The sequence below is a fragment of the Amycolatopsis echigonensis genome (assembly GCF_014174495.1).
Taxonomy (GTDB): domain Bacteria; phylum Actinomycetota; class Actinomycetes; order Mycobacteriales; family Pseudonocardiaceae; genus Amycolatopsis; species Amycolatopsis echigonensis.
On record NZ_JACJHR010000082.1, the window covers coordinates 1 to 24,162 of the forward strand.

The window sequence follows — 24,162 nt, forward strand, 5'->3', positions numbered from 1 at the left end:
CGCCCCTCTCCCGATCACCACGACTTCCGCACGCCCACACCCCCCCCAGCGCCGGAATATTCCAACGCCCCAACGATTCCCCACCCTCTACACGAGACACAACCAAAGGTCTAAACCTGCTAAACCAAGCAAGCCACAAGCCGCAAGCCGCAGACGCCCCGAACCGGACCGCTTACCTTTCCAGCCCTTGCCCCCTGGGCACCTCCCAGCTCCGCAGCGCACCCGATTTTCAAGCACTCGGAAGGTGGAGCGCCGCACCTGGGTTCCCGAACGAGCCGAGCTCGCCCAGCGAGCAATGGCCACCCCACGACAAGGCGAGGATCCAACGGGAAGCACCCCACCCGGGGGTCCAGGGGGCTTGCCCCCTGGCGGGGGTCTGGGGGTTCGACCCCCAGAGCAACAACGAAAGAGACCCGCCTTCGCGCTTTGTGCGAAGACGGGTCTCCCATCTCTGTAGCGGGGACAGGATTTGAACCTGCGACCTCTGGGTTATGAGCCCAGCGAGCTACCGAGCTGCTCCACCCCGCGTCGTAAGACCTACCTTACGCCCTGGTTTCCGGCGGGCGCAAAGCAGGTGCCTATTACGTAACCGACGTCACCCGCCGGGCTGGGAGGTCGGCCCGCCGCTGGCGGGCGGGGTGGCCGGTTTGGCGGAGTTGTATTCCTTGGTGGCGGCGTCGAGCGCTTGGAGTGCCGCGCCTTGGTCGGCGAAGTTGCCGGATTGCTGTGCCGCTTTGAGTTTGGCGAGCGCGGCTTGGATGTCGGCGACCGCTTTGTCCATGGCCGGGTTGCTGCCGCCGGTGCTGGGCGGCGGTGCGGCGGTGCTGGACGTCGGCGGGGTCGTGGTGGTGCCGGTGTCGCCTTCCTTCGGGGTGGTGGCCGCCGCGCCGGTGCCCTTGCCGAAGACCTGGTCGAGTGCCTCGTTGAGGGTGGACGCGAAGCCGATCTTGGCTCCGTAGGAGACGAGCACGCGCGCCAGCTGCGGGTAGCTGAGCTGGTTGCGCTGGCGGATGTAGACGGGTTCGACGTACAGGAATCCGTCCGCGACGGGCAGCGTGATCAGGTTGCCGTAAATCGGGATGACGTTGGGGTTGTTCAGCAACGTCCGGTCTTGGGCGACGCGGGGGTCGCTCTGGAACCGGTTTTGCACCTGGACGGGTCCGTCGACCTGGTTCGCTCCGCTGGCCGGAGGCAGTTTCAGGACGCGGATGGTGCCGTAGTCCTGCGGATCCGCGGAAACGGACATCCAGGCGGAAAGGTATTGCCGCTGCAGACCGGTGAGCGCACTGGTCAGCTGGAACGTCGGCCTGCCTTCGCCCGCCGCGTTGGCGAGGACGTAGTACCCGGGCTGGTTGGCGACGTTCGAGCCGGCGGTGGTGGAACTGCCGTCCTCGGTCGGGTCCTGCGGGACGCTCCAGAACGCCTGCTGCGCGTAGAACTCCTGCGGGCTGTCGACGTGGTAGCGGGCGAGCAGTTCGCGCTGGACCTTGAACAGGTCCTCGGGGTAGCGGAAGTGCGAGCGCAGTTCCGGCGAAATCTCCGAGCTGGGCTTCACCATGCCCGGGAAGACGTTCTCCCACGCCTTGAGGACGGGTTCGTTGTCGTCGATCGAATACAGCGTGACGGTGCCGTCGAACGCGTCGACGGTCGCCTTCACCGAGTTGCGGATGTAGTTGATCGAGTTGTTCGCCTGTTTGGTGACGCCGTTGAGCGAGTCGTTGGTCGCTTCGCTGAGCTGCGTCTGCTGGGAGTACGGGTAATTGTCGAGCGTGGTGTAGCCGTCGACGATCCACTGGATGCGACCGTTGACCACCGCGGGATACGGGTCGCCGTCGAGGGTGAGCCAGGGGGCGACCTTCGCGACGCGGTCGCGCGGTTCGCGGTTGTACATGATCTTCGAGCCGTCGCCGATGGCGTCGGAGAAGAGGATCTTCGGTTCGCGGTATTCGGCGGCGAACATCAGCCGGTTGAACCAGTTGTCGAGCGAGACGCCGCCCTTGCCCTGGTAGAGGTAGCCGCGCTGGGCGTCGGTGTCGTACTCCCCGGGGGCCTTGCCCGGCGTGCCGCCGACGATCGCGTAGTCGGACTGGTTCGTCAGCTCGCCGTAGTAGATCCGCGGCTGGTCGACCTTGATGCCCGGCTGGCCGTTGATCGAGCCCGCGCCCGCCGGGGTGGTGGTGTCGCTCGTGGTGGCGATCGGGTAGCCGCCGTCGGAGTTGGAATCCTTCACCGCACGGTCGATCGTGTTCGCGGGCGCGGCCACGAATCCGTTGCCGTGCGTGTAGACCATGTGCTTGTTGATCCAGTTGTTCTGGTTGCCGGTCAGCCCGTCGGTCTTCATTTCCTTGGCGGCCACGATGTAGTCCTGCACCGTGCCGCCGATGTTGTAGCGGTCGATGTCCAGCTTGGACGGGAAGCCGTAGAAGTTCTCGCGGCCGACGCGCTGGGTGAACGTGTCGCTGAGGATGTTCGGGTCGAGCAGCCGGATGTTGGACACCGTGCCGGTGTCGGCCTTCACCGCGTCCGCGGTCGTTTCGGTCTTGCCCGGGTACTGCTCGTACTTCACGTTCGTGAGGCCGTACGCCGAGCGCGTCGCGTCCATGTTGCGCTGGATCGACGTCGCTTCCTTTTCGTTGGCGTTCGGCTTGACCGAGAACTGGTCGAGAATCGCCGGCCAGGCCACGCCGACGAGCACGCCGGAGAGGATCAGCAGGACCAGCGAAATCGCCGGCAGCTGCAGATTCCGCAGGAACGCGCCCGCGAAGAACGCGATCGCGCAGATCACCGAAATGCACAGCAGGATCAGCTTCGCCGGGAGCACCGCGTTGAGGTCGGTGTAGGTGGCGCCGTTGAACAGCGGCATGTTCCGGTCGGACAGCAGCAGGTTGTACCGGTCGAAGAAGTACTCGACCGCCTTCAGCAGCACGAAAAGCCCGACGGTGATGGCGAGCTGCGCGCGGGTCGGGCCGGCCAGCTGGCCGCCGCGTCCGGCGAGCCGGATGCCGCCGAAGATGTAGTGCGCGATCAGCGCGCCGAAGAACGAGATGACGACGGTGACGAACAGCCAGCCGAGCAGCCAGTTCACGAACGGCAGGGAGAAGGCGTAGAAGCCGAGGTCGATGCCGAACTCGGGATCCTTCTGGCCGAACGAGGTGCCGTTGAGGAACAGCTGGATCGTCTGCCAGTCCCCGGTCGCCGACGCGCCGGAGATGACGCCGGTGAGCACCGGGATGCCGATGCCGAACAGCCGGATCCGGCTGACGATCACCGAGCGGTAGCGCGACAGCGGATCGTCGCGGCCGGACACCGGCACGAACACCGGGCGCGTGCGGTAGGCGATCAGCAGGCTGACCGCCAGCGCCCCGCCGACCAGCAGGCCTACCGCGAGGAAGAGCACGATCCGGGTGACCAGCTCCGTGGTGAAGACCGAACGGGCCTGCAGTTCGCCGAACCACAGCCAGTCCACGTAGGTGTCGAGCAACCGGACGCCGGCCAGCAGGGCCAGCACGATCACCGCGGCGATGATGAGAAGGATCCGGCTGCGCCGGGACAGCTTCAGGCTCACCGGGGGCCGAGTCGCCACGGCAATGCTCCTGTCTTCGTGAACACGTTCTCCGGGGACGGCGGTGTCCCCCGTGACCTCTAACTCTACGGATGGTGCCGTGAGTTCCCGGGACCGCCCAAACCGGGCACGCGCGGCGCGTCGCGGGGACGCCTGACACGATGGTCGCCATGCCACCGAGTGAGCCGTCTGCCGCCCACCCTGTCGCCGGGCTGGCCCGGGAAGTCGAAGAGTTCGTCGCCGCCGCCGGCTGGAACCAGCCGCCGCAGTTGTTCGCACTGGTGCCGACCGCGGCGCTGCTGGACGAACAGCCCGAACTGGCCGGTCAGCTCGACCGGGCGAACCCGCTGACTCCGGTGGCCCAGGAAGCGCTGCCGGAAGGCGATCTCGCCGAATCGCTCGGCCGGATCGCGTGGCCGGAGATCGTGGTCGGGTGCGCCCTGGCGCAGGAGATCATCGTGCTGCCCCCGGACGTGGAGGCGGAACTGGAAGGCATCGCCGAGGCGGACGCCGAAAGCCTCCGCCGCGCCGCCGCGGACCACCCGCGCCGCACCGAGGCCCGTCTGGTGGCCGCGGTCCTGCGCGAGGGCGACGCGGCCTGCGTGATGCGGCTGCGCGGCGTCCAGCCGGGCGACGAGGACGAGACCGCGGTCGACGAGCTGGTGGAAAGCCCGGACCTCGCGCCGAATCTGGTGGAAGCGTTGAAGACGACCTTGCAGCCCTGATCAGCGGACCGGGGTGGCGGTCATTCCGCCGCTTCGGCAACCGGGCGCAAGCGGGGCTCCGGCGGCCGGTGCCCGTACCGGGCGATGTCGACCGCGCCCCCGTGCGGGTCGACGAAGTGATCGGACCACGATCGGCCGGTGCGGTGCGGACGGCTCCCTTGGAGGCCGAGGTACGCGGACACGAGGCGCGGCCCGGCTCGCCGCACCGCAGCGGGCGGCTCGGGCAGCCGATGGACCTCGCGCAGCTGCCTGCCCATCAGGAGCAGCAGGCTCGGCGCGGCGAGGCGGCGCGCGGGTCCGGGAAACCAGCGCCGCCAGTCGAGGAACAGCTGGTCCACGAGGGCCCGGCCGCCTTCGGTGAAGCCGAGCCGCTGTTCGTAGGCCTCGATCCAGTCCAGGAACTCCTGGCGGCTTGGCGGGACTTCCAGCCCCATGTGCTCGCCGACGCCACGCCAGAAGTAGTAGTGCGCCAGGTCCTCGACCTCGGTGAACACCGACAGTCCCAGCTCGCCGAGGATCCGGGCCGGTTCGAAGATCAGCGACCCGAGCGTGAACAGCTTGTCCTCGCCGGTGATCCCGAACCGGGCGTGGATCTCCTCCATCCGGTCGATCACCCGGCGGCCGGCTTCGCTGCTGTGCCCGTGCCGGATCATCTCGCCGAAGAAGACGAGCGTGTGGTCGTTGCGCCGTCGGACGTTCCGCATCATGTCGCCGGTGCCCGTGCGGTAGACGATCCGCGCGATCGACGGCGAGGCGACCTGGCGGGCGAACGCGACGGTGTACGCGCCGTGCACGAACATCGCGTCGCCGTACCGCACGCCGAGGCTGAGGTGGGTGATCGCCTCGTTGTCCCGTACCGGGTCGAGGGCGGCGATGGCGGCAGCGAGGCCGCGCCCGCCGGCGAGTCCGCTCATGAGCGCCTCCGGACTAAGTAAGAACGCCAGCGTTCCTGATTCTGCCGACTATCAACTAGGAACGCGCGTGTGTCAAGATGGTCCGGTGCCGGAAGCAGTCCGCCCCTACCGCGGCGTCAGTGCCGAAGACCGCCGCCGCCAGCGCCGAAGCCAACTCTTGGAGGCAGGCCTCGACGTGGTCGGCGAGGCCGGGGTCGCCGAAACGACGGTCGATCTCGTCTGCCGGCGCGCAGGCCTGTCGAAGCGCTACTTCTACGAGAGCTTCGCTGACCGCGAGGCGCTGTTGACAGCGGTGCTGACCGGGGTTTTCGAGGACATCCGAGCAGCGTTGGAGACAGCCTTGGCGGACGCCCCCTCATCCGCGGAGGAGCGGATGACGCGGCTGGTCACCGCCACCGTGGAGGCCATCGCCACCGACCCCCGCGTGAGCCGGTTGTGGGTGGAAGCGAACCACCAGCCGGTCTTGGAACAACGCCGCAGCGAGGCCTACGCCGAGTTCGCCGACCTTCTCGTCAGCATCCTGCTCCCCGGGCGCGAGGACGATCCGGATGCTCGAACGGCCTTCGTGCTCGTGGTCGCGGGGACTACCGAAGTGCTGCGTCGCTGGCTCGCCGCCGGCTCCCCCGGCACCACGGCAGGCATCGTCGACGTCCTGCGGCGAGTCGGCCTCGCGGTCACCGGCGAGTTCGGCTGACCGCCGCTCCGGTCAGCAGTGCGCGGTCGGGCGACCGGCCTTCAGGTTGTCCAGCTGCTGGAGCGCGTCGTCCAGGTTCGACACCTTGATGAGGTTGAGCCCTTCCGGCGCGGCCGACTTCGCCTCGGCGCAGTTGTGCTCGGGGACGAGGAAGTCGGTCGCGCCCGCTTCCTTCGCGCCGACGACCTTGAACGAGATCCCGCCGATCGGCCCGACCTGGCCGGTTTCGCTGATCTCGCCGGTGCCCGCAATGTGCCTGCCGCCCGCCAGGTCGCTGCCCGGTTTCCCGGGCGGGGTGAGCCGGTCGATGATCGCGAGGGTGAACATCAGCCCGGCCGACGGGCCGCCGACGTCCTGCAGCGAGATGTCGACCGAGAACGGCGCCACCGCGCGGTCGACGGCGGTCAGCCCGAGGAAGCCCTGGGTGCGGTCGTCGCGCTGGGCGAGGGTGACCGGCACGGTGCGTTCCGGCTGGCCGAGGTGCTGGAAGGTGACCTGGACGGTGTCGCCCGGCTTGGTGTTGGCGATCGAGGCGGCGACCTCGCTCGCCTCGCGCACCTGCTTGCCGTTGACCGCGACGAGCTTGTCGCCGGGGGCGAGGATGTGGTCGGCCGGGCTGCCGGACACGATCTGCTTCGCGACGACCTGCACCGGGTAGCCGAGGTGGCGCAGCGCGGCGACCTGCGCGTTGCTCTGCGAGTTCTGCAGCTGCTGGATGTTCTCCTGCTTGACCTGCTCGTTCGTCTCGCCGGGCTTGTAGTACTCCTCGCGCGGCGCGAGCGCGTAGCGTCCGCTGGCCCAGAGGCCGAGCGCGGTGAAGAGGTTGATGCCGTCGTTGAGCGAGACGGTCGTCATCCGCAGCTCGCCGTGGGTCCCGTAGGTCTGCTGTCCCTTGACCTGGATCACCGGGTTGCCCGCGGCGTCGCGGCCGAGGGTGTCGTAGGTGGGCCCGGGGCTGATCGCGACATACGGCACCTGGACCAGGAAGCCGGCCACGACGAACACCAGGAACAGCACGCCGCTGACCAGCATCGTCCATCCGCGGCGGGTCATCCGCCGGTCGCTGCGGGCAGGCGCGCGCGACGGTTCGGCGCGGCGGGACTGGTTCGCGGTGTCCTCGTCCGGTTTTGTCACGAGCGACAGCGTACGGTGACGCTGTTCGCTTCCCGGTGAAGGCCACGGTTGACGCGCTGAGCCGGGTGCTACCCGCGTACGGTGGAACCTATGAGCAATCCCCCGTTCGGCTTCGGACCGCCCGATCCCGACAAGCGAGGCGACAACGACCCCTCGAACCCGGGCCAGCCCGGCGGTGCCGAGGCGTTCAACCAGCTCGGGCAGATGCTGAGCCAGCTGGGCCAGATGCTCAGCCAGGCGGGCTCGTCGAGCGGGCCGGTCAACTACGACCTGGCGAAACAGATCGCACTCCAGAACTTGAGCGGGCGGGACGACGCCAAGATCGGCTTCACGTCCGAAACCGGCGGCGACTCCGCCACCGCCGTGCGCGACGCCGCGCACCTGGCGGAACTGTGGCTCGACGCGGCGACGATCCTCCCCGCGGGCGCGACCTCCACCGTGTCGTGGTCGGCGCGCACCTGGGTCGAGAAGACGCTGCCGACCTGGCAGCGGCTGTGCGATCCGGTGGCGCAGCAGGTGTCCGGCGCGTGGATGCAGGCGCTGCCCGAAGAGGCCAAGCAGGCGGCGGGGCCGCTGCTGTCGATGATGGGCCAGATGGGCGGGATGGCGTTCGGCTCCCAGCTCGGCAACGCACTGGCTCAGCTCGCGCAGGAAGTGCTCACGTCAACCGAGGTCGGCCTGCCGCTCGGCCCGGCCGCGACGTCGGCGCTGCTGCCGGCGAACATCGAGAAGTTCACCGAGGGCCTGGAGCTGCCCGCCAGCGAGGTGCTCGTGTTCCTGGCCGCGCGCGAGGCCGCGCACCAGCGGTTGTTCGCGCACGTGCCGTGGCTGCGGCAGCGTCTGCTGGCGACGGTCGAGGAGTTCGCCCACGGGATCACCGTCGACACCTCCGCGCTGGAGTCCCTGGCCGGAAGCATCGACCCGGCGAACCCGGCGAGCATCGAGGAAGCGATGTCGTCGGGCCTGCTGGAGCCGCAGACCACGCCGGAGCAGCAGGCTGCCCTGAAGCGCCTGGAAACCCTGCTGGCCCTGGTGGAGGGCTGGGTGGACGTAGTGGTGGCCGAGGCCATAGGCGACCGTCTCCCGGGTGCCGACGCCCTGCGCGAAACGCTGCGCCGCCGCCGCGCGACCGGCGGCCCGGCCGAGCAGACCTTCGCGACCCTGGTGGGCCTCGAACTGCGCCCGCGCCGGATGCGTGCCGCGTCGTCCCTGTGGAAGCTCGTCGGAGACCGCCACGGCCTCGAAAAGCGCGACGGCCTCTGGTCCCACCCCGACCTCATGCCGACGGCCGAGGACCTCGACGAGCCCCTGGACTTCGCCGACCGGCTGTCCGAGCCCGCAGCTCTCGACGCCGACCTGGATCCGATGGCGGAGCTGGAACGCACGGAGAAGGCCGAGCGCGAGGCCCGCGAAGCCAAGCCGGACGCCGAGGGCGGCGCGGGTTCCGACGCCGACAGCAAGGGCGGCGAGACCCCGACGGACGAAGACCCGAAGGACGAGGGCAAGAAGGACGAGGGGAACTCGCCCTCCTGACGCAGCCTGGTCTTCCTGAGGCCGTTCGGTCGCCTCACGACCTGACTGCACTGCCGTTCAAGCCCTCCGCGCGGACCGTCTCACCTGGTTGAGACGGTCCGCGCGGCGTTTGTGCCGCCAGCACTCCGCTCGCACCCAACATCGAAGGCTCTACCCTCGCGCCGCACGCAACGCCGGAGGCTCTGCCCTCACGAGCTTCGTCACCTGCGTCGATCTGCCTCCCCAGCCACCTCGCCTCGCCCGGTTCCTCCGCACCGTCAGTCCGTCTCCGCCTTCCGCAGGCCCTCCCCTCGCCGGTGCCGCCGCACCGCCCAACCGCCGACTCCCGCGACCCTCCCCTCGCCGCCGATCCGCCACCGCCTTCCGGCAGGCCCTCTCAGCGGCGAAGGACCAGCTCAGCCCTCCATCGCCGCTCGCGCGAAGCCAACCAGCCCAGCGGCACCTCGAGACTCCCCCGCTGGCCGTCCACCCCGCCCCCCCAAGCCGCACCGACCAGCCGCTCAGTCCTCCTCCGAAATCCCCCATCCGGCCGCCGCCGAAAGGCCCTCCAGATACCCCATCGCCCGTTCCGTCTTCGGATACCGGTTGACCAGCGCCCAGAACGCCGCGTCGTGGCCCGGCTCCCTCAGGTGCGCCAGCTCATGGACCAGCACGTAGTCCAGCACCCACTGCGGCACCCGCTGGAGCCGCTCGCTCACCCGGATGGTGGCGTCCACCGGGGTGCACGACGCCCACCTGGTGCGCATCGGCTGCACCCACCGCACGCTGGCCGGCAACGCTTTCCCGTCCAGGTATTTCGCCCCGAGCACCGCGCAGCGCGCCAGCAACGCCGCGTCCGACGCCCTGGGCGGCGCTGTCTTCCGTCCTCCCGGGCGCAGCAGCCTGCGCTCCATCTCCGCGACCCAGTGTTTCTCTTCCTCGCGGGTCATCCGTGCCGGGATCTGGACGACCAGGGTGTCGTCATTCCAGTACGCGGTGACCGTCCGGTGCCTGCGCTGGCTGCGCCGCACCTCGACCTTGTGTTGAGAAGTGTCCGAGGGGGCCTTCTCGCCCCTGCCTCTCAGGGAGGGCATCCGTGCTTCGACCACTCGACAACGGTAAGGCTCAGCACCGACAACTTGGAGCGCCGAAAGGTCACAGCCCTGACTTGTCCACAACTAGATTTCCCTGTGGACAACTCAGCTTCTCACCCGCGAGTGGCATCGCGGGGCTGCCAAGCTGGCCGTATGACCCTGTCCAGTGTTCCGCCGCCGGACGTGCTCCTCCCGGCGTATCCGACCTTGCTTCCGGGCATCCACGTGCTCGAACGCGACGGCGACGAGATCCAGTTCGGCCTCGACCCCCGGCACGGCATCATCGCGGGCGGCCTGCCCGCGGCGATCGTCGACAGCGTTCGCAGGCTCGACGGAAGGCGCGGGCTTGAGGACGTCTTGCTCGCTGTAGGCGAACACCGGGACCAGTTCCAGCTGCTGCTGAAACAGCTGGCCGCACTCGGCCTGGTCACCGAAGCGGCGAAGAAGAACGTGAAACGCGTCGAGACCGGCTTGTGGTCGCTCCGGGCGCGGCACTACCAGCCAGCGCTCGTGGACCGTCGCTGGCAAAGCCTCATCGCGGTTCACGGCAGCGGACGGATCGCCGTCGCGGTTGCCGCACTGCTCGCGACGTCCGGAGTCGGGCACCTCGACATCCGCGCGTCCGGCACGGTCACCGAAGCCGATCTCGGTTCCGGGTTCACGCCGGCTGAGCTGGGTCAACCCCGGCAACGCGCGATCCGGACCGTGGTCGCCCGGGTCGCGCCCGACGTCACCACCGCCCGCAACCAACGCCGCCTGCCCGACCTTGTGCTGCTCACCGACACGCTCGTCCCGCCGCCGGAGGAGGTAGCCGAGCTGGTCGACTCGGCGACCTCGCACCTGCCGGTCCGGGTGTGCGAGGGCACGGGAATCGTCGGGCCGCTCGTGGTGCCGGGCCGCAGCGCGTGCCTCCGCTGCTGTGACCTGCATCGGACCGACGCGGACCTGTCGTGGCCGAGGATCGCGACGCAGCTGGTAGGCCGGATTCCGCGAGCTGATCTCGGTGCGGTGCACGCGTGCGCCTCGCTCGCCGTCGCGCAGGCGATGCGGCTGCTCTCTCCGAGTGAAACCCCGCCACCGGCCTGGAACGCCACACTCGAGATCGACAACTTCGACGGAAAGCTGCATCGCCGGAGCTGGGAGCCGCACCCGGACTGCGGCTGCGGAGCGCCCGTTCCCGTCGAGGAAGGTCCCGCACCGGCGGCGGAGACTTCCGAGGAGGTGCTGCAGGAGACGTAGGACACACCTCGGTGCCGTCAGCAAGCTGCGGTTGTCGTGCTTACCAAGGCAGAATCGCAGAGTGACCGACTTTCGCGACCGCACCGGAGACCGCGACTCCGCCATGCCTCGCCGCGGCGCAGCCCGTACCGCGAAGCTGGCGAGCCTTCCGCTCGGCATCGCCGGACGAGCGATGGGTGGCTGGGGCAAGCGACTGGCGGGGCAGAGCGCTGAGCAGGTGAGCGCGACGCTCTCGGCCAAGGCCGCCGAGCAGCTGTTCGAGGTGCTGGGCACGCTCAAGGGCGGCGCGATGAAGTTCGGGCAGGCGCTGAGCGTGTTCGAGGCCGCGGTGCCGGACGACATGGCGCAGCCGTACCGGGAAGCGCTCACGAAGCTGCAGTCGGCCGCTCCGCCGATGCCGGCTCGGCAGACCCACCGCGTGCTCGCCGAGCAGCTGGGCCGGTCCTGGGTCGGACGGTTCGCGCACTTCGACGACGAGCCGGCCGCCGCGGCGAGCATCGGCCAGGTGCACCGCGCGACGTGGCACGACGGTCGCGAGGTCGCGGTCAAGGTCCAGTACCCGGGCGCGGACGAGGCGCTGCGCAGCGACCTGCGCCAGTTGCAGCGGTTCAGCAGGCTGTTCCAGGCTTTCGTCCCCGGCACGGACGTGAAGCCGCTGCTCACGGAGCTAGCCGAGCGGATGGACGAGGAGCTCGACTACCTCGCCGAGGCCGACAACCAGCGCGCGTTCGCGAAGGCGTTCGAGGGCGATCCCGAGTTCCTGATCCCGCGTGTCGTGGCGAGCGCGCCGAAGGTCGTGGTCAGCGAGTGGGCCACTGGCACGCCGCTGGCCAAGATCATCTCGGACGGCGACGCGGCCACGCGCAACCTGTCCGGACGGCTGCTCGCGGAGTTCCACTATTCGTCGCCCGCGCGGGCGCATCTGCTGCACTCCGACCCGCACCCGGGCAACTTCATGCTCACCAGCGACGGCAGGCTGTGCGTGATCGACTTCGGCGGCGTCGCGAAGCTGCCGCACGGAATTCCGCGGCACCTGGGCGAAATCACGCGACTCGCCCTGGACGGCCACTCCGACGAACTGATGCGGCTGTTGCGCGAGAACCGTTTCGTGCGACCGGATTCGCCGCTGGAAGCGGACGAGGTGCTGGCCTATCTCGCGCCTTTCACCGAGCCGCTGGCCGAGCCGACGTTCCACTTCACGCGCCGCTGGATGCAACGACAAGCGGGGCGCGTCGGCGACTCGCGCGGCAACGACTTCCACGTCGGCCGCTCGCTGAACCTTCCACCGGAGTACCTGATGATCCACCGGGTCACCGCGGGCTCGACGGGCATCCTCTGCCAGCTCGACGCCGAGATCCCGGCGCGCGGCATCGTGGAACGCTGGCAGCCCGGGTTCGCCGCCTGAGTTATCCACAACGCATGCGGACAACGCGGAGTTGTCCACAGATTGCGCAAGGTGGTTTCGCGCAGTTGATCAAGGCGTCATTCTCGATCTATGACGACTACCACAAGCACTGACTCCCTTGCTTTCGGTGATCTCGTTTCCCACGGTGTACTTCACCGACGGCACCTGCGCGTCGCAGGAATTTCAGACCGAAGAGCCGCGCAGTTGTCCGGCCCGGGCGGACCGTGGCGACAGGTGTATTCCGGCGTGTATCTCGTGCACGACAAACCTCCGAGCCGTGAGGAACTCCTGCACGCAGCCGTTGCCCGGTACGGTCCCGGAACGGTCATCACCGGCACGGATGCGTTGTGCGCGCACGGAATCAGCCATCCGCGGACGCCGGAGATCCATCTTCTGGTGCCGCACAACCGAAGGCCGGCCAGCGAACCGCGCGTCATCACCTACCGCACTGCCCGGATGCCCCAAGCAATCCTGATCGACGGCCTGCCCTACACCAGCGCCGCTCGCGCCGCCCTCGACCTTGCCCGGAGGGAAAACGATCCGGACGAGATCGCGAGACTGGTGTCGCTGCCGCTGTATTGGGGCCTGGCGGACCGCGCCGAGCTGACGACCGAACTGAACATCGGAAACCAGCGCGGCTCAGCCGCCGTACGGACAGTCTTGCGCAACCTCGACGACCAGGAAACCTTCGCACACGGACAAGCACTCCGAGTCCTGCAACGAACACCACTGCCCACCCCGCAATGGAATGTCGCAGTCTGCGACCGCCGCGGCCGCCGGCTCGGCACTGCAGATGCCTGGTGGGACGAAATCGGCCTGGCGTGGCGCTACCGCACCGCAGCAGGCCCCGAAGACTTCAGCCATCTAGCCCTGGCCGCGACCGGCACCGTGCTGTTCCGGTGCACCCCACGACAACTCCGCGAATCACCGGCGGAGATGAGCACGGAACTCCTCAACGCCTACCGCCACGCGACGCGCACGCCCCGCCCGAAAGTGCGCGCCGTCTACAAGACAGGAAATGCCGCATGACTCAAACCTGACAGGTGACCACCGTCGTCCGCGCTGGCGAGCAGACGAGGGCAGGAGGGCACATGATCGGCCCTGGCCGACGAACCGCAGTGAGTGACGTCGTCGCATTGCGGGAACCCACTGCGGCTACCGGGCACCACTCCCGCAGGGGTCCTCTCCGGCTGGCCGTGAACGCTCAGGGCACCGCGGGAAGCGTTGCGGCAGGGCAGGTTCTGGGTCCGGTCAGTTGCTGGAGTGAGCGGTGTTGTCCAGCCAATGCTGGGCGTGACCAGCGTCGCCGTCGACGCTGACGTCGGTGGCGTCGCGATCGGTAAGGGAGAGTCGGCGGGTCAAGATCAGCAGCAGGGAGCGCGCCGGGCCGATTACCGTCACCTCGGCTTCTCGGGTTCTTGGCTGCCACGTCGCACCCTCGGGACGGCGTTCGACGGACCACGCCCCCATGCCGTCGGCGGTGTCGGTGGCCAGCCACTGAAGGGTCTGCCCGGTGCCCCGGATGGCCTGGGCGGACGCGGGTCGCTGCAGGTCCCATGTGGGCGAGGTGAGCATTGCGAAGTGGTTGGTGATGAGCGCGGCCGCGATGTCAGCGTCGATGTCGAGCGGTTGGTTCGCCGCCTTCGCGGCGTCAGCGCCGTGGACGACGGCCTCGTTGAGCATGCTGGTCATCCAAAACTGCGTCCCGGACCGTGCGTCGCCCGCGGCGTTGAAGACCGGCGAGTCGAGCGCGTCGTCGGAGCACGCGTTGGCAACGCGCTGCGCGGACTCCGACAGCCATGCCTGCCACTCGCGGGAGTCTGCGGGTGGCGTGGCCATCTCCGTGGGCAACTGCGTGGGGTCGGTGATGCGCCGCTCGATGATTTCCGAGACCCAGTGCTGCGTCTGGCCCACGTACGTGACCAGGTCGGTGACCGTCCATTTCGGAGCCGTCGGCACGACGGTGTCGGATCCAGCCGCGAGGGCGGACTCGGCCAGGCACCGAGTGTGGTCGACGATCGCGCGCCGGGTGCGGTTCGGGGCCAGGTCAGTCATGGGAGGTCCTTAGGTGTCTAGGCAGGTGGCGATCACGTGCCTTCGACTACGCGTCGAACGACGGTGCCAGGGATCGACGGGCCCCTGGCGCAATCTTTCGGTCTTCAACCTGGCCCCCAAGGGCCGGAACTTCCCACCGCAAGTCCGACGCACGGACGAAACTCCCAGCTACAGACCTGTCGACCGACGCCGCGGCACCGATCCAGTCACCAGTACTCGTCGGGCAGCTTGCCTTCGATGTCCCGGACGTGGTTGCGCGCGCAGTCCGGGCAGAGCCAGCGCTGTTCGCCGTTTTCCTTGGTGCTCACCCAGGCCAGGGCAGCGAGCGGATCGGTTTCGGCGGCGCGTGCTCGGCCGCACCGCGAGCACGTGGGTTCGGGCGCGGTCACGGTCGACGTCCGTAATGCACGGTGCGCGCGCCGAGCAGGAAGAGGTCGCGGCGTTTGCCGAGGTAGTGGGAGCTGACCGGGTCGAGCAGGGCAGCCAGGGTCGCGCGGTCTTCGTCCGAGAGATGGTCGGCGCCGTGGGTCGCGAGACGGGAAAGGTGGTGGTGCACATAGTCGGTGAGACCGTCCGAGCCAGGCGCGGGGTGGTCCACCAGCGCGCTGAACGAACTGACGTCGGCGAGCCCGGCGCGTTCGAGCGCGACTGTCCAGCCGTAAGGCATCGGCACGGCGCCGTCGATGCCCTCGCGCATTCCGACGAACCATTCAGCCTGCGCGGCCTGCAATCGGTCCTCTAGGCCAGGACGTCCGAGTCCGAGATCCCAAGGGAGGCAAGAGAAGGACAACCCACCTTCACTGAGCGCGACTACTCCGTCAGCCAGCGCGATTGCGGTAAGCGTGCCGATCGCAGCCTGCTGATCCGGAAGATGATGCACGACGCGCGATGCCCATACGAGATCCGCAGTCGGCAGCAAGTCGGGCAGGGAACCGTCGGCAAGGTCGGCGACGACCGCTCGGACCTCGACAGTCGGCGTGGTGCCCTCGGCTGCTGCGTGTTGGCCGCCCGATGGCCCAGGCGCACGACCGTTGCCGGTAAGCGTTGAGCCGCCCGACCGGTGGTCCTGCGCTGCGGCGCGTACGGCACGCTCGGCTTCATGGAGAAGTTCGGGGGTCGCGTCGACCAGGATGATCGTGCCGCCGCTCCGGGCGGCCAGGGCTTGGGCGAAGTGGGTGCTCATTCCGCCGGCTCCGCAGCCAAGGTCGATCACCGTGGGGTTGACCGGGAGTTTCTCGGCTAGGCGAGCCGCGATGGCGGCTTGGGCGGGAGCGTCGAGGGCGTCGGCTGCGCGGAGGAGAGCCAGCCGGTCAGCCCAGTCGATGTGGTCGTGCGTATGTCCGGACACGGGCTCATTGAACACCCGTCCGCGGTCCCCGGACGAGAACGAGCCTGGACGGTCCCCCGACGGACCTTCCAGGCTCGTCCCGGCGAAGTCATGATCGCCGCGGAACCGGTCGCTTGCCGTCCCCTTCGGCTAAGCGCCGTAGGCGGTGACTCGCGCCCATGCCCGCGAAATCGCTGCTGGTTTCTGGCTCCACGCCGCCCCAGCCGGTCGCGCCGCCCGAACTGATTGGCACCGCTCAGGTAATTGGCCGCTCACGCCGGTGGACCACCCAGATAGCTGACGGACAGGCCCCGCCGCGGTCGCTTGGCCACCCCCGCGGCGGACCGCCCGAACCGAGTAGGCCGCGTCCGACTGGTTGGCCGCGCAACTAGTTGGCCGCCGTCCGGTTGGGACGGCCGGACTGATTGGACAGCCCGGCCTCATCGGCCCTCCCAGACTGATGGGGCCGATTGGGCCGATCGGCGACACGAACTGGTTGGCTGCCCTCCCGGTTGCGACGTCCGTCCGGTTCGGATGCCCGTGCGGTTGGACGGGCCGGACCGATCGGCCTGCCCGGACCGATTGGGCCGGTCGGCACCCCGAACCGGTTGGCCGCCTGTGCCGGTCGGCCGCCTGAGCGGTTGCACAGGTGCACAGTTGCGCAGTTGAGCGGGCGGTCAGGCGGTCAGGCAATCAGGCCGAACGAATCAGGCCAACTGCCTGATCACCCGGCGCGCAACCGGGTGATCAGGCGGCAGAATCCGATCGAACCTGATCGATTTCGCGCAACCCGACCCGAACCGCAACCCAACCCGAACCGGGTGGCACGAATCGAGTCAGGACAACCGAAATCGGCGGCATCAACGTCCGGACAGCCGACGCCCGCCAGCCAGGACTGGAGGCAGTCCCGGTGGCAGGCACCGGCTCCCGGACGAAGCAGCCGGTCAGGCAAAGGGCCGAAACCTGGGCTTGCCTGACCAGACCACAACACCGCGTTAGTTGGGTGGTTGGTACCGCTCCGCTCGGCTGGCCGCCCAGCGGGCTACCCGCGACCAGCGGCGCGCGGCTCGTGCCCGGCGCCACGGGCGTTGGGCTTCCTGTTCGGTTATCAGGTCGCGTATTCGCGCTCGGGACAGTTCTTCGTGAAGCAACATCTTCGTGGTCTCCTGAGACTTGTTCTGCTTGGGCTTCGGCTGGACGCGGACCGGTTTTCCGGTGCGGGCCTCGAAATCGCGCGTGGTGATGAGGTCGACGGTCATGCGGCTGCGCTCCGGGCTGCTGCGGCGGGTTCGAGGGCGGCGTTCTTGCGCGGACGGCCGCGGGGCCGCTTGCGTGCGATCACCGCGCCGCGCTCGAAGATCTCTCCTCCCCAGACACCCCACGGCTCACGCCGGGCGAGTGCTCCCGCGAGGCAGGCCTCGCGGACCGGGCAGCCGGCGCAGAACGCCTTGGCCCGCTCGAGTTCCGCGGGCGATTCGGCGAACCAGAGGTCCGCGTCGCGCGAGCGGCAGGGGAGTTCCGGCTCGGCGACGCCGTCGAGCAGGTCGCCTATGTCGAACCCTTCGGCTAAGGGACCCTCGGCGAGGGCGATGGCGGATGACATTTCCGTGCTCCTTTGCGGTGCGGTGGTGGTGTGGCGGTGGGCGATCGAACTGGACAACTTGTTCCTTTGTGTTGTGCAGCCACAAAAACACGAAGGCCGCGGATCCGGTTACCGGTTCCGCGGCCTTCGTGAGCCTTGAGTCCTGACTAGGTCAGGAACTTCGCTCCCGTATCGACAACGGAACACGGAACTGCTTGACGGTCGGCAGATCGACATCAACCTGCGGGTACGCGGCAACGACGGCGGCGGTCGCGAGAGTGATGCCGGCCGGGGCCCCGTTGCGCTCAATACGACGCATGCCGTCACGGTGACGAGGCGTTCCGTCGATGTGCGCGAACGTGGACACACCGGTGCCCTGGCGCGGGGCGGCGACGGTCGTGCAGACAGGCAGACCGGTGCCAGGGTTCGTGTGCATCAGATTGCTGATCATTTCACCGGCACCGCCTTTCTTCTGTCGGACTGCGCCGCGCTAGGCGGCAACCGTCGTGTTCTTCCCCAGACCGGGCCCTCTCGCCCGGGTGCCTACGCAGGTTATGCGCCCCGGCGCAACCGGGGCAACTTATTTTCCCAAATCTCTGCCGAAAAGCTGAAGATCGCCCGAGAGCTGCAGGTTCGCCGCATCGATCACCGCGAAGACGCGGTCAAGATCGCATCGACGACCGGACCACGTCGAGCACTTCCGCGCCGAACCGCTCCAGCTTCGTCGCGCCGATCCCGGAGATCGACACCAGCGCGCCGTCGTCGGTCGGCCGTTGCTCGGCGATCGCCATCAGCGTCGCGTCGGTGAACACGACGAACGCCGGCACCTTCAACTCCCGCGAACGCTCCCCGCGCCACGTCTTCAGCTTCTCCAGCAGCTCCTCGTCCACTGTGGACGGGCACTTCCCGCACCGCCCCAGCTTGACCTCCATGGTCTGCACCAGCGGACCGCCGCACAGCCGGCAGCGGGCGACGTTCGACCCGGGCTTCGCCCCCTGCTGCGAACGGGCGATGCGCGCCGCCGGGTGGTCCTCCGGGATCAGCCCGTACAGGAACCGCGAACGCCGCCGGTTGCGTCGGCTGCCCGGCCCGCGGGACAGCGACCACGACAGCGACAGATGCTCCCGAGCCCGCGTGACGCCGACGTAGAACAGCCGTCGTTCCTCTTCGATCGCGGCGTCGTCGCCGTCCGCGTGCAAGATCGGCATGGTGCCCTCGGACAGGCCGACGAGAAACACCGCGTCCCACTCGAGCCCCTTCGCCGCGTGCAGCGACGCGAGCGTGACGCCTTCGACGGTCGGCGGGTGCTGCGCCGCCGCGCGCTGTTCGAGTTCCGCGACGAAGCGAGGCAGGTCCGCGTCTTCGACCGACGCCGCCAGTTCCTCGGCCAGCTCCACCAGCGCGAGCAGTGCGTCCCACCGTTCCTTCGCCGCTCCGCCCGACGGCGGCTGCTCGGTGAGGCCGACCCGCGCGAGGACCGAACGCACCGCCGTGACCAGCTCCAGCGAGGTGGGTTCCATCGACGCCGTGCGCAGCGCCGCCATCGCCTGCCGCACCTCGGTGCGCTGGAAGAACCGCTCGCCGCCGCGGACCAGGTACGGGATCCCGGCTTCGGTGAGCGCCTGCTCGTACGCCTCCGACTGCGCGTTCACCCGGAACAGCACCGCGATCTCGCTTGCGGGCACCTCCGCGTCGAGCAGCTCGCGGACCCGCCGCGCGACCGCGCTGGCTTCGGCGGCCTCGTCCTCGTACTCGGCGAATCGCGGCTCCGGACCGTCCGGGCGCTGCCCGACGAGCTTCAGCCGCGATCCGGCCGGACGTCCGCGCGCGGCGCCGATCACACGGTTCGCGAGCGCGACGACCTGCGGCGTGGACCGGTAGTCGCGTTCGAGGCGCACGACGGTCGCCTCCGGGAAGCGCCGCGTGAACTCCAGCAGCGACTTCGGCGAGGCACCGCCGAAGGAGTAAATGGTCTGGTTGGCGTCGCCGACGACGGTGAGGTCGTCGCGGCCGCCGAGCCACGCGTCGAGCAGCCGCTGCTGCAACGGCGTGACGTCCTGGTACTCGTCGACCACGAAGCAGCGGTACCGGTCGCGGAACTCGGCCGCGACCGCCTCGTGCTTCTCCAGAACCGCGGTGGTCTGCAGAAGCAGGTCGTCGAAGTCGAGAACCTGCGCGTTTGTCTTCAGCTCCTCGTACCAGCGGTAGACCTCGGCGACCTGCGCGACCGGCGCGGGAGTGTCGCGCTGCGTCCGCGCGGCGACCGACGGGTAGTCGTCCGGCGAGACGAGCGACGCCTTGCTCCATTCGATCTCGCTCGCCAGGTCACGCAGGACCTCGGTCTCGGTGCTCAGCCGGACGCGCTGGGCGGCTTGCGCGACGAGCCGGAACTTGTTGTCGATCAGGTCCCACGGCCGGTCGCCGACGACCCGCGGCCAGAAGTAGCGGAGCTGACGGCGCGCGGCGGCGTGGAAGGTCAGCGCCTGCGCCGCGTCGACTCCGAGACCGCGCAGCCGGGTGCGCATCTCCCCCGCGGCGCGCGTCGTGAAGGTGACGGCCAGTACCTGCCCGGGCGCGACGTGGCCCGATCGGACCAGGTGGGCGATGCGGTGCGTGATCGTGCGGGTCTTTCCGGTGCCCGCGCCGGCGAGGACGCACACCGGGCCGCGGGGGGCCGCCGCGGCGGCGCGCTGCTCGGGATCAAGCCCGTCGAGCAGGCTCGCGCGGCTCTGCCGGCTCTGGGGAGACGATGCGATGGCCACCCCGCGATCCTCGCAGAGGGGGCCGACGGATTCCCGGCCGGGCACGCGGCCGTATCCTGGTCATATGGCGGGCAAGCAGGACAAGGAAGCGGCCAAGCAGGCCAAGCGGGAAAAGCGCGCTGCGAGCAAGGCCCGGCGCGGCCAGCTGTTCGAGGCGTTCAAGATGCAGCGCCGCGAAGACCCGATGCTCATCCCCTGGATGGTCGGTTCGATCGTGGTGGTCGCCGGTTTGCTCTTCGGCATCGGCTTCATTTTCAACATTCAGTGGACGCTGCTGCCGCTGGGCATCGTGCTCGGCATCCTGCTCGCCGTGATCATCTTCGGCAGGCGCGTGCAGCGCACGGTCTACGGGAAGGCCGACGGCCAGCCCGGCGCGGCCGCCTGGGCGCTGGAGAACATGCGCGGCAAGTGGAAGGTCACGCCGACCGTCGCGGCGACGACCCAGCTCGACGCCGTGCACCGCGTGCTCGGCCACCCCGGCGTGATCCTCGTGGCCGAGGGTGCCCCGCACCGCGTGAAGAGCCTGCTCGCGCAGGAGAAGAAGCGCGTGTCGCGGCTGGTCGGCGACACCCCGATCTACGACGTGACGATCGGCCACGAAGAGAAGCAGGTTCCACTCAAGAAGCTGCAGTCGCACCTGGCGAAGCTGCCGCGCAACCTCAAGCCGGCCCAGGTCGACGCCCTCGAAGCGAAGCTGGCCGCCCTCGGCTCGCGCGGCGCGGCGATGCCGAAGGGCCCGATGCCCGCGGGCGCGAAGATGCGGAACGTGCAGCGCACCATCCGCCGTCGCTGACGCTTGCTTACCGAAGAACCCCCGGTCCGTTCGACCGGGGGTTCTTTGTTTCCGTCAGCGCATCCGGATGACGACAGTGTTGGTGGCGCGGTCGAGCCAGTTGCGGCCGTCGGCGTTGCGCACCAGCGGCGGGAGCAGCAGCGCGGTCAGCACCATCCGGACCAGGGCGCGCCACGGGCCGACCATCGCCGCCCCGTCGAGGCGGGCCACCCGGACGCCCACCGCCGCCATGCCGGGCGTGAAGCCGAAGAACGTGACCGGAATGACCGTAATGACCGCCCAGACCGCCCCGGCCCACAGGTTGAACGTCTGCATCGCGGCTGCGTTCTGCAGGTCATAGCGCACGAAGAGCGCCGTGATCAGGGAGGCGAGCACGAGGTCGAGGACGAGCGCGAGGAAGCGCGGACCGCCGCCCGCCACCGCGCCCACGCCGGATTCGGGCAGGCCCATCGACTCGCCGCGCCACTTCGGGGCCTCGCGCGGGGCCGCCGCGGTGGAGCCGTCGCCCGCGCCCGGCAGCCATTCACCCGTCCATCTCGCCACCCGTCCAGGGTATGCCGGTGGCGCGGACCACATCCGGCCTGGTCGACTGGGCAGTGACGGCGGCCCGTTAACACCCGCGAAACATTCGGGTGACGGTCGGGCAACACCGCGCTCTTAGCGTGAGCCGAAGAGAGTACAGCCGCCGGTAACGAACGAGAAGGAGTCACCGAGGGTGCCCACTACTCCAGACGACATTCAGCGCCTCATCGCCGATGAGAAGGTGGAGTCCATCGACGTCAGGTTCTGCGACCTGCCGGGCGTCATGCAGCACTTCACGGTGCCCGCGAAGGCGTTCGACCTGGAGGCGTACGAAGAGGGTCTCGCCTTCGACGGCTCCTCGGTGCGCGGCTTCCAGTCGATCCACGAGTCCGACATGCTGCTGCTGCCGGACCCCGAGACGGCGCGGATCGACCCGTTCCGCAAGGCGAAGACGCTCTCGCTGAACTTCTTCGTGCACGACCCGTTCACTCGCGAGGCCTACAGCCGCGACCCGCGCAACATCGCGCGCAAGGCCGAGCAGTACATCTCGGAGTACGGCGTCGCCGACAACGTCTACTTCGGCCCGGAGGCGGAGTTCTACATCTTCGACTCGGTCCGCTTCGAGGACGCCGAGCACCTGTCGTTCCACGAGATCGACTCGATCGAGGGCTGGTGGAACACCGGCGCCGACACCGAGGGCGGGAACCAGGGCTACAAGACCCGGTTCAAGGGCGGCTACTTCCCCGTCCCGCCGGTCGACCACTTCGCCGACCTGCGCGACGACATCGTCCGCCAGCTGACGAACTCCGGCTTCCAGATCGAGCGCGCGCACCACGAGGTGGGCACCGCCGGCCAGACGGAGATCAACTACAAGTTCAACACGCTGCTGCACGCTGCCGACGACCTGCAGCTGTTCAAGTACATCGTGAAGAACACCGTGTTCGCCGCGGGCAAGACCGCGACGTTCATGCCGAAGCCGCTCGCCGGCGACAACGGCTCGGGCATGCACTGCCACCAGTCGCTGTGGAAGGACGGCCAGCCGCTGTTCCACGACGAGTCCGGCTACGCGGGCCTGTCCGACACGGCGCGGCACTACATCGGCGGCCTGCTCAAGCACGCGCCGAGCCTGCTGGCCTTCACCAACCCGACGGTGAACTCGTACCACCGCCTGGTGCCGGGCTTCGAGGCCCCGGTTTCGCTCGTGTACTCGCAGCGCAACCGCTCCGCCTGCGTCCGCATCCCGATCACCGGCAACAACGCGAAGGCCAAGCGCGCCGAGTTCCGCTGCCCGGACTCCTCGGGCAACCCGTACCTGGCGTTCTCCGCGATGATGATGGCCGGGCTCGACGGCATCAAGAACAAGATCGAGCCGCCGGAGCCGATCGACAAGGACCTCTACGAGCTGCCGCCCGAGGAGGCCAAGAACGTCAAGCTGGTCCCGGGCGACCTGGGCACCGTGCTGGACACCCTGGAGCAGGACCACGACTACCTGCTCGAGGGCGGCGTCTTCACGCCCGACGTGATCGAGACGTGGATCCAGTACAAGCGCGAGAACGAAATCGACCCGCTGCGGCTTCGCCCGCACCCGTACGAGTTCTCGCTGTACTACGACGTGTGATCTGAACTCGCACTACGTGAATGGCCCGTCAGCATCTCGCTGGCGGGCCGTTCGCGTTTCTCAGCCGTGTGGGCCCGAGCCGCTGTGAACGCTGTGACGCATAGGGCTAGGACGCGGACGATCTCGCGGAGGAGATCACCGGGGTTCCGGGGGTGGGGCCGCTTCGGCGCGGATGATCGCCGAGTACAGCTTGGGGCCGACCTCGTGGGTACGGCGGACGTCCACGTTCACGAGACCCGCGGAGTGGAGCAAGGCGCGGTAATCGTCAGCGGTGAGTGCGCCGCCTAGGCATTCCTTGTCGGCGGCCGCGCGTTCCGCGTCGGTCAGGGTTTCCTCGGCGAGGAGGTCCGTCACGCCGAGGCGGCCGCCGGGACGCAGAACTCGCGCGATTCCCGCGAAGACAGCTGGTTTGTCCGGCGACAGGGCGATGACGCAGTTGGAGATCACCACGTCCACCGTGTTGTCCGGCAAGGGAATGGCCTCGATCGTGCCCTTGACGAACTCGACATTCGCGAGGCCCGCCTGCGCGGCGTGCCGACGGGCGAGGGCAAGCATTTCGTCGGTCATGTCGAGGCCGATGGCACGGCCGGCGGGTCCGACGCGCCGGGCGGAAAGCAGTACGTCCAGGCCGCCGCCGGAGCCGAGGTCGAGGACAGATTCGCCGGGGCGCAGGTCCGCGACGGCGAGCGGGTTTCCGCAGCCGAGACTGGTGGCCGCGACTGTTTCGGGGACGTCCTCCTCTGCGTAGTGCACTGCGCCGAGCCGGTCGGATTCGGACAGCAAGCCGGTGGCTTCTCCGGCCAACGCTCGCCGGGCCGCATTGGCGTAGCGTTCTCGGACCGCGTCCTGGTCAGGGCTCATCTGGGTACCTCGCAAGCGACGTCAGCAAAGGGGACGGCGGTGCGGCCCATGACGACGTCGGCCGCGCTCGGGAAGCAGGACAGACACCGCTCGTTGATCTGGTACAGCCGAGCGGTGCCGTGCGGTCGCACGAGGACGAACCGGGCTTCGGTGAGGATCTTCAAATGCGCCGAGACAGTTGATTGGCTCACGCTCACCTGCTCGACGATCTCGCCGACCGGCAGCGGGCGGCCCGCGGAGGCGATCAGGTGCAGGATCTGTACGCGCGTCGGGTCCGCGAGCGCGCGGAACCATCCGGCGTAGGTTTCCGCGGCAGCACGGTCCAGCACGACAGCCTCCTTCATCGTCTATCGACGATAGACG

General features: G+C 69.0%; 22 protein-coding genes and 1 tRNA gene. 8 read left to right on the forward strand and 15 right to left on the reverse strand.

The window, feature by feature from the left end:
- Window positions 1-454 precede the first annotated feature (454 nt).
- Window positions 455-528 (reverse strand) — tRNA-Met (locus H5411_RS37390).
- A gap of 67 nt (window positions 529-595) precedes the next feature.
- Window positions 596-3,583 carry a UPF0182 family protein gene (locus tag H5411_RS37395; RefSeq protein WP_101435615.1) on the reverse strand — a complete coding sequence of 996 codons (2,988 nt, stop codon included), beginning with the start codon at window positions 3,581-3,583 and terminating at the stop codon, window positions 596-598.
- 149 nt (window positions 3,584-3,732) lie between these two features.
- Here H5411_RS37395 and H5411_RS37400 point away from each other — a divergent pair, with 149 nt between their 5' ends.
- Window positions 3,733-4,287 (forward strand): PPA1309 family protein, encoded by a 555-nt coding sequence (locus H5411_RS37400; RefSeq protein ID WP_101435616.1) that lies wholly within the window; start codon window positions 3,733-3,735, stop codon window positions 4,285-4,287.
- Window positions 4,288-4,307: 20 nt separating this feature from the next.
- Here the strand turns inward: H5411_RS37400 and H5411_RS37405 are convergent, their stop codons facing one another.
- A complete protein-coding gene (locus tag H5411_RS37405; protein WP_143271374.1) occupies window positions 4,308-5,201 on the reverse strand; it encodes an oxygenase MpaB family protein in 894 nt (297 codons plus the stop codon).
- An 85-nt stretch (window positions 5,202-5,286) separates the two neighbouring features.
- Here H5411_RS37405 and H5411_RS37410 point away from each other — a divergent pair, with 85 nt between their 5' ends.
- Entirely contained in the window at window positions 5,287-5,895 is a 609-nt protein-coding gene (locus H5411_RS37410) for a TetR/AcrR family transcriptional regulator (protein WP_158242463.1), read from the forward strand.
- 12 nt (window positions 5,896-5,907) lie between these two features.
- Here H5411_RS37410 and H5411_RS37415 read toward each other — a convergent pair whose 3' ends face one another.
- Window positions 5,908-6,927: a YlbL family protein gene (locus H5411_RS37415; RefSeq protein WP_101440758.1), complete on the reverse strand. Its 1,020-nt coding sequence runs from the start codon at window positions 6,925-6,927 to the stop codon at window positions 5,908-5,910.
- Between the two features lie 192 nt (window positions 6,928-7,119).
- Here H5411_RS37415 and H5411_RS37420 point away from each other — a divergent pair, with 192 nt between their 5' ends.
- Entirely contained in the window at window positions 7,120-8,562 is a 1,443-nt protein-coding gene (locus H5411_RS37420; RefSeq protein ID WP_101435619.1) for a zinc-dependent metalloprotease, read from the forward strand.
- A gap of 500 nt (window positions 8,563-9,062) precedes the next feature.
- Here H5411_RS37420 and H5411_RS37425 read toward each other — a convergent pair whose 3' ends face one another.
- Window positions 9,063-9,572, reverse strand: coding sequence for a M48 metallopeptidase family protein (locus H5411_RS37425; protein WP_101435620.1), 510 nt, complete (start codon window positions 9,570-9,572; stop codon window positions 9,063-9,065).
- Between the two features lie 216 nt (window positions 9,573-9,788).
- On the opposite strand from H5411_RS37425, the gene H5411_RS37430 reads away from it, so the two are divergent.
- From H5411_RS37430 to H5411_RS37440, 3 genes are all read left to right on the forward strand, one after another.
- Window positions 9,789-10,874, forward strand: coding sequence for a ThiF family adenylyltransferase (locus H5411_RS37430; RefSeq protein WP_167441883.1), 1,086 nt, complete (start codon window positions 9,789-9,791; stop codon window positions 10,872-10,874).
- 103 nt (window positions 10,875-10,977) lie between these two features.
- Entirely contained in the window at window positions 10,978-12,279 is a 1,302-nt protein-coding gene (locus H5411_RS37435; RefSeq protein WP_220818017.1) for an ABC1 kinase family protein, read from the forward strand.
- 234 nt (window positions 12,280-12,513) lie between these two features.
- Complete coding sequence (locus H5411_RS37440; protein WP_416332653.1) at window positions 12,514-13,308, forward strand: hypothetical protein; 795 nt, start codon at window positions 12,514-12,516, stop codon at window positions 13,306-13,308.
- A gap of 222 nt (window positions 13,309-13,530) precedes the next feature.
- Here the strand turns inward: H5411_RS37440 and H5411_RS37445 are convergent, their stop codons facing one another.
- From H5411_RS37445 to H5411_RS37475, 7 genes are all read right to left on the reverse strand, one after another.
- Window positions 13,531-14,334 (reverse strand): maleylpyruvate isomerase N-terminal domain-containing protein, encoded by an 804-nt coding sequence (locus H5411_RS37445; RefSeq protein ID WP_101435624.1) that lies wholly within the window; start codon window positions 14,332-14,334, stop codon window positions 13,531-13,533.
- A 206-nt stretch (window positions 14,335-14,540) separates the two neighbouring features.
- The gene (locus H5411_RS49890; protein WP_101435625.1) at window positions 14,541-14,723 is read right to left on the reverse strand and encodes a hypothetical protein; all 183 of its coding nucleotides are present in this window, start codon (window positions 14,721-14,723) and stop codon (window positions 14,541-14,543) included.
- Entirely contained in the window at window positions 14,720-15,682 is a 963-nt protein-coding gene (locus H5411_RS37455) for a class I SAM-dependent methyltransferase (protein ID WP_101435626.1), read from the reverse strand. The genes H5411_RS49890 and H5411_RS37455 overlap by 4 nt, the downstream gene beginning before the upstream one ends.
- A gap of 974 nt (window positions 15,683-16,656) precedes the next feature.
- Window positions 16,657-16,920, reverse strand: a complete 264-nt coding sequence (locus H5411_RS37460) for a hypothetical protein (protein ID WP_101435627.1) — start codon at window positions 16,918-16,920, stop codon at window positions 16,657-16,659.
- On the reverse strand, window positions 16,917-17,264 hold the full coding sequence (locus H5411_RS37465; RefSeq protein WP_067592977.1) for a WhiB family transcriptional regulator: 348 nt from the start codon (window positions 17,262-17,264) through the stop codon (window positions 16,917-16,919). The genes H5411_RS37460 and H5411_RS37465 overlap by 4 nt, the downstream gene beginning before the upstream one ends.
- A gap of 151 nt (window positions 17,265-17,415) precedes the next feature.
- Window positions 17,416-17,694 (reverse strand): hypothetical protein, encoded by a 279-nt coding sequence (locus H5411_RS37470; protein WP_101435628.1) that lies wholly within the window; start codon window positions 17,692-17,694, stop codon window positions 17,416-17,418.
- A gap of 211 nt (window positions 17,695-17,905) precedes the next feature.
- Entirely contained in the window at window positions 17,906-20,005 is a 2,100-nt protein-coding gene (locus H5411_RS37475) for an ATP-dependent DNA helicase UvrD2 (RefSeq protein ID WP_101435629.1), read from the reverse strand.
- Window positions 20,006-20,069: 64 nt separating this feature from the next.
- Between H5411_RS37475 and H5411_RS37480 the strand changes: the two genes are divergently transcribed.
- Window positions 20,070-20,798: a DUF4191 domain-containing protein gene (locus tag H5411_RS37480; RefSeq protein WP_101435630.1), complete on the forward strand. Its 729-nt coding sequence runs from the start codon at window positions 20,070-20,072 to the stop codon at window positions 20,796-20,798.
- A 54-nt stretch (window positions 20,799-20,852) separates the two neighbouring features.
- Here H5411_RS37480 and H5411_RS37485 read toward each other — a convergent pair whose 3' ends face one another.
- Entirely contained in the window at window positions 20,853-21,341 is a 489-nt protein-coding gene (locus H5411_RS37485; RefSeq protein WP_101435631.1) for an RDD family protein, read from the reverse strand.
- A gap of 172 nt (window positions 21,342-21,513) precedes the next feature.
- Between H5411_RS37485 and glnA the strand changes: the two genes are divergently transcribed.
- A complete protein-coding gene (glnA, locus tag H5411_RS37490) occupies window positions 21,514-22,938 on the forward strand; it encodes a type I glutamate--ammonia ligase (RefSeq protein ID WP_101435632.1) in 1,425 nt (474 codons plus the stop codon).
- Between the two features lie 135 nt (window positions 22,939-23,073).
- Here the strand turns inward: glnA and H5411_RS37495 are convergent, their stop codons facing one another.
- Window positions 23,074-23,799 (reverse strand): methyltransferase domain-containing protein, encoded by a 726-nt coding sequence (locus tag H5411_RS37495; protein ID WP_101435633.1) that lies wholly within the window; start codon window positions 23,797-23,799, stop codon window positions 23,074-23,076.
- On the reverse strand, window positions 23,796-24,143 hold the full coding sequence (locus H5411_RS37500; RefSeq protein ID WP_183126515.1) for an ArsR/SmtB family transcription factor: 348 nt from the start codon (window positions 24,141-24,143) through the stop codon (window positions 23,796-23,798). The genes H5411_RS37495 and H5411_RS37500 overlap by 4 nt, the downstream gene beginning before the upstream one ends.
- Window positions 24,144-24,162 lie beyond the last annotated feature (19 nt).

What these genes read in the sequence shown, in the direction of transcription:
- H5411_RS37430 (WP_167441883.1), top strand. Translation starts at nt 9,789, where the DNA reads ATGACCCTGTCCAGTGTTCCGCCGCCGGACGTGCTCCTCCCGGCGTAT.
- H5411_RS37465 (WP_067592977.1), bottom strand. Translation starts at nt 17,264, where the DNA reads ATGTCATCCGCCATCGCCCTCGCCGAGGGTCCCTTAGCCGAAGGGTTC.
- H5411_RS37400 (WP_101435616.1), top strand. Translation starts at nt 3,733, where the DNA reads ATGCCACCGAGTGAGCCGTCTGCCGCCCACCCTGTCGCCGGGCTGGCC.
- H5411_RS37500 (WP_183126515.1), bottom strand. Translation starts at nt 24,143, where the DNA reads ATGAAGGAGGCTGTCGTGCTGGACCGTGCTGCCGCGGAAACCTACGCC.
- H5411_RS37460 (WP_101435627.1), bottom strand. Translation starts at nt 16,920, where the DNA reads ATGACCGTCGACCTCATCACCACGCGCGATTTCGAGGCCCGCACCGGA.
- H5411_RS37470 (WP_101435628.1), bottom strand. Translation starts at nt 17,694, where the DNA reads ATGATCAGCAATCTGATGCACACGAACCCTGGCACCGGTCTGCCTGTC.
- H5411_RS37445 (WP_101435624.1), bottom strand. Translation starts at nt 14,334, where the DNA reads ATGACTGACCTGGCCCCGAACCGCACCCGGCGCGCGATCGTCGACCAC.
- H5411_RS37480 (WP_101435630.1), top strand. Translation starts at nt 20,070, where the DNA reads ATGGCGGGCAAGCAGGACAAGGAAGCGGCCAAGCAGGCCAAGCGGGAA.
- H5411_RS37435 (WP_220818017.1), top strand. Translation starts at nt 10,978, where the DNA reads ATGCCTCGCCGCGGCGCAGCCCGTACCGCGAAGCTGGCGAGCCTTCCG.
- H5411_RS37415 (WP_101440758.1), bottom strand. Translation starts at nt 6,927, where the DNA reads ATGCTGGTCAGCGGCGTGCTGTTCCTGGTGTTCGTCGTGGCCGGCTTC.
- H5411_RS37405 (WP_143271374.1), bottom strand. Translation starts at nt 5,201, where the DNA reads ATGAGCGGACTCGCCGGCGGGCGCGGCCTCGCTGCCGCCATCGCCGCC.
- H5411_RS37495 (WP_101435633.1), bottom strand. Translation starts at nt 23,799, where the DNA reads ATGAGCCCTGACCAGGACGCGGTCCGAGAACGCTACGCCAATGCGGCC.
- H5411_RS37420 (WP_101435619.1), top strand. Translation starts at nt 7,120, where the DNA reads ATGAGCAATCCCCCGTTCGGCTTCGGACCGCCCGATCCCGACAAGCGA.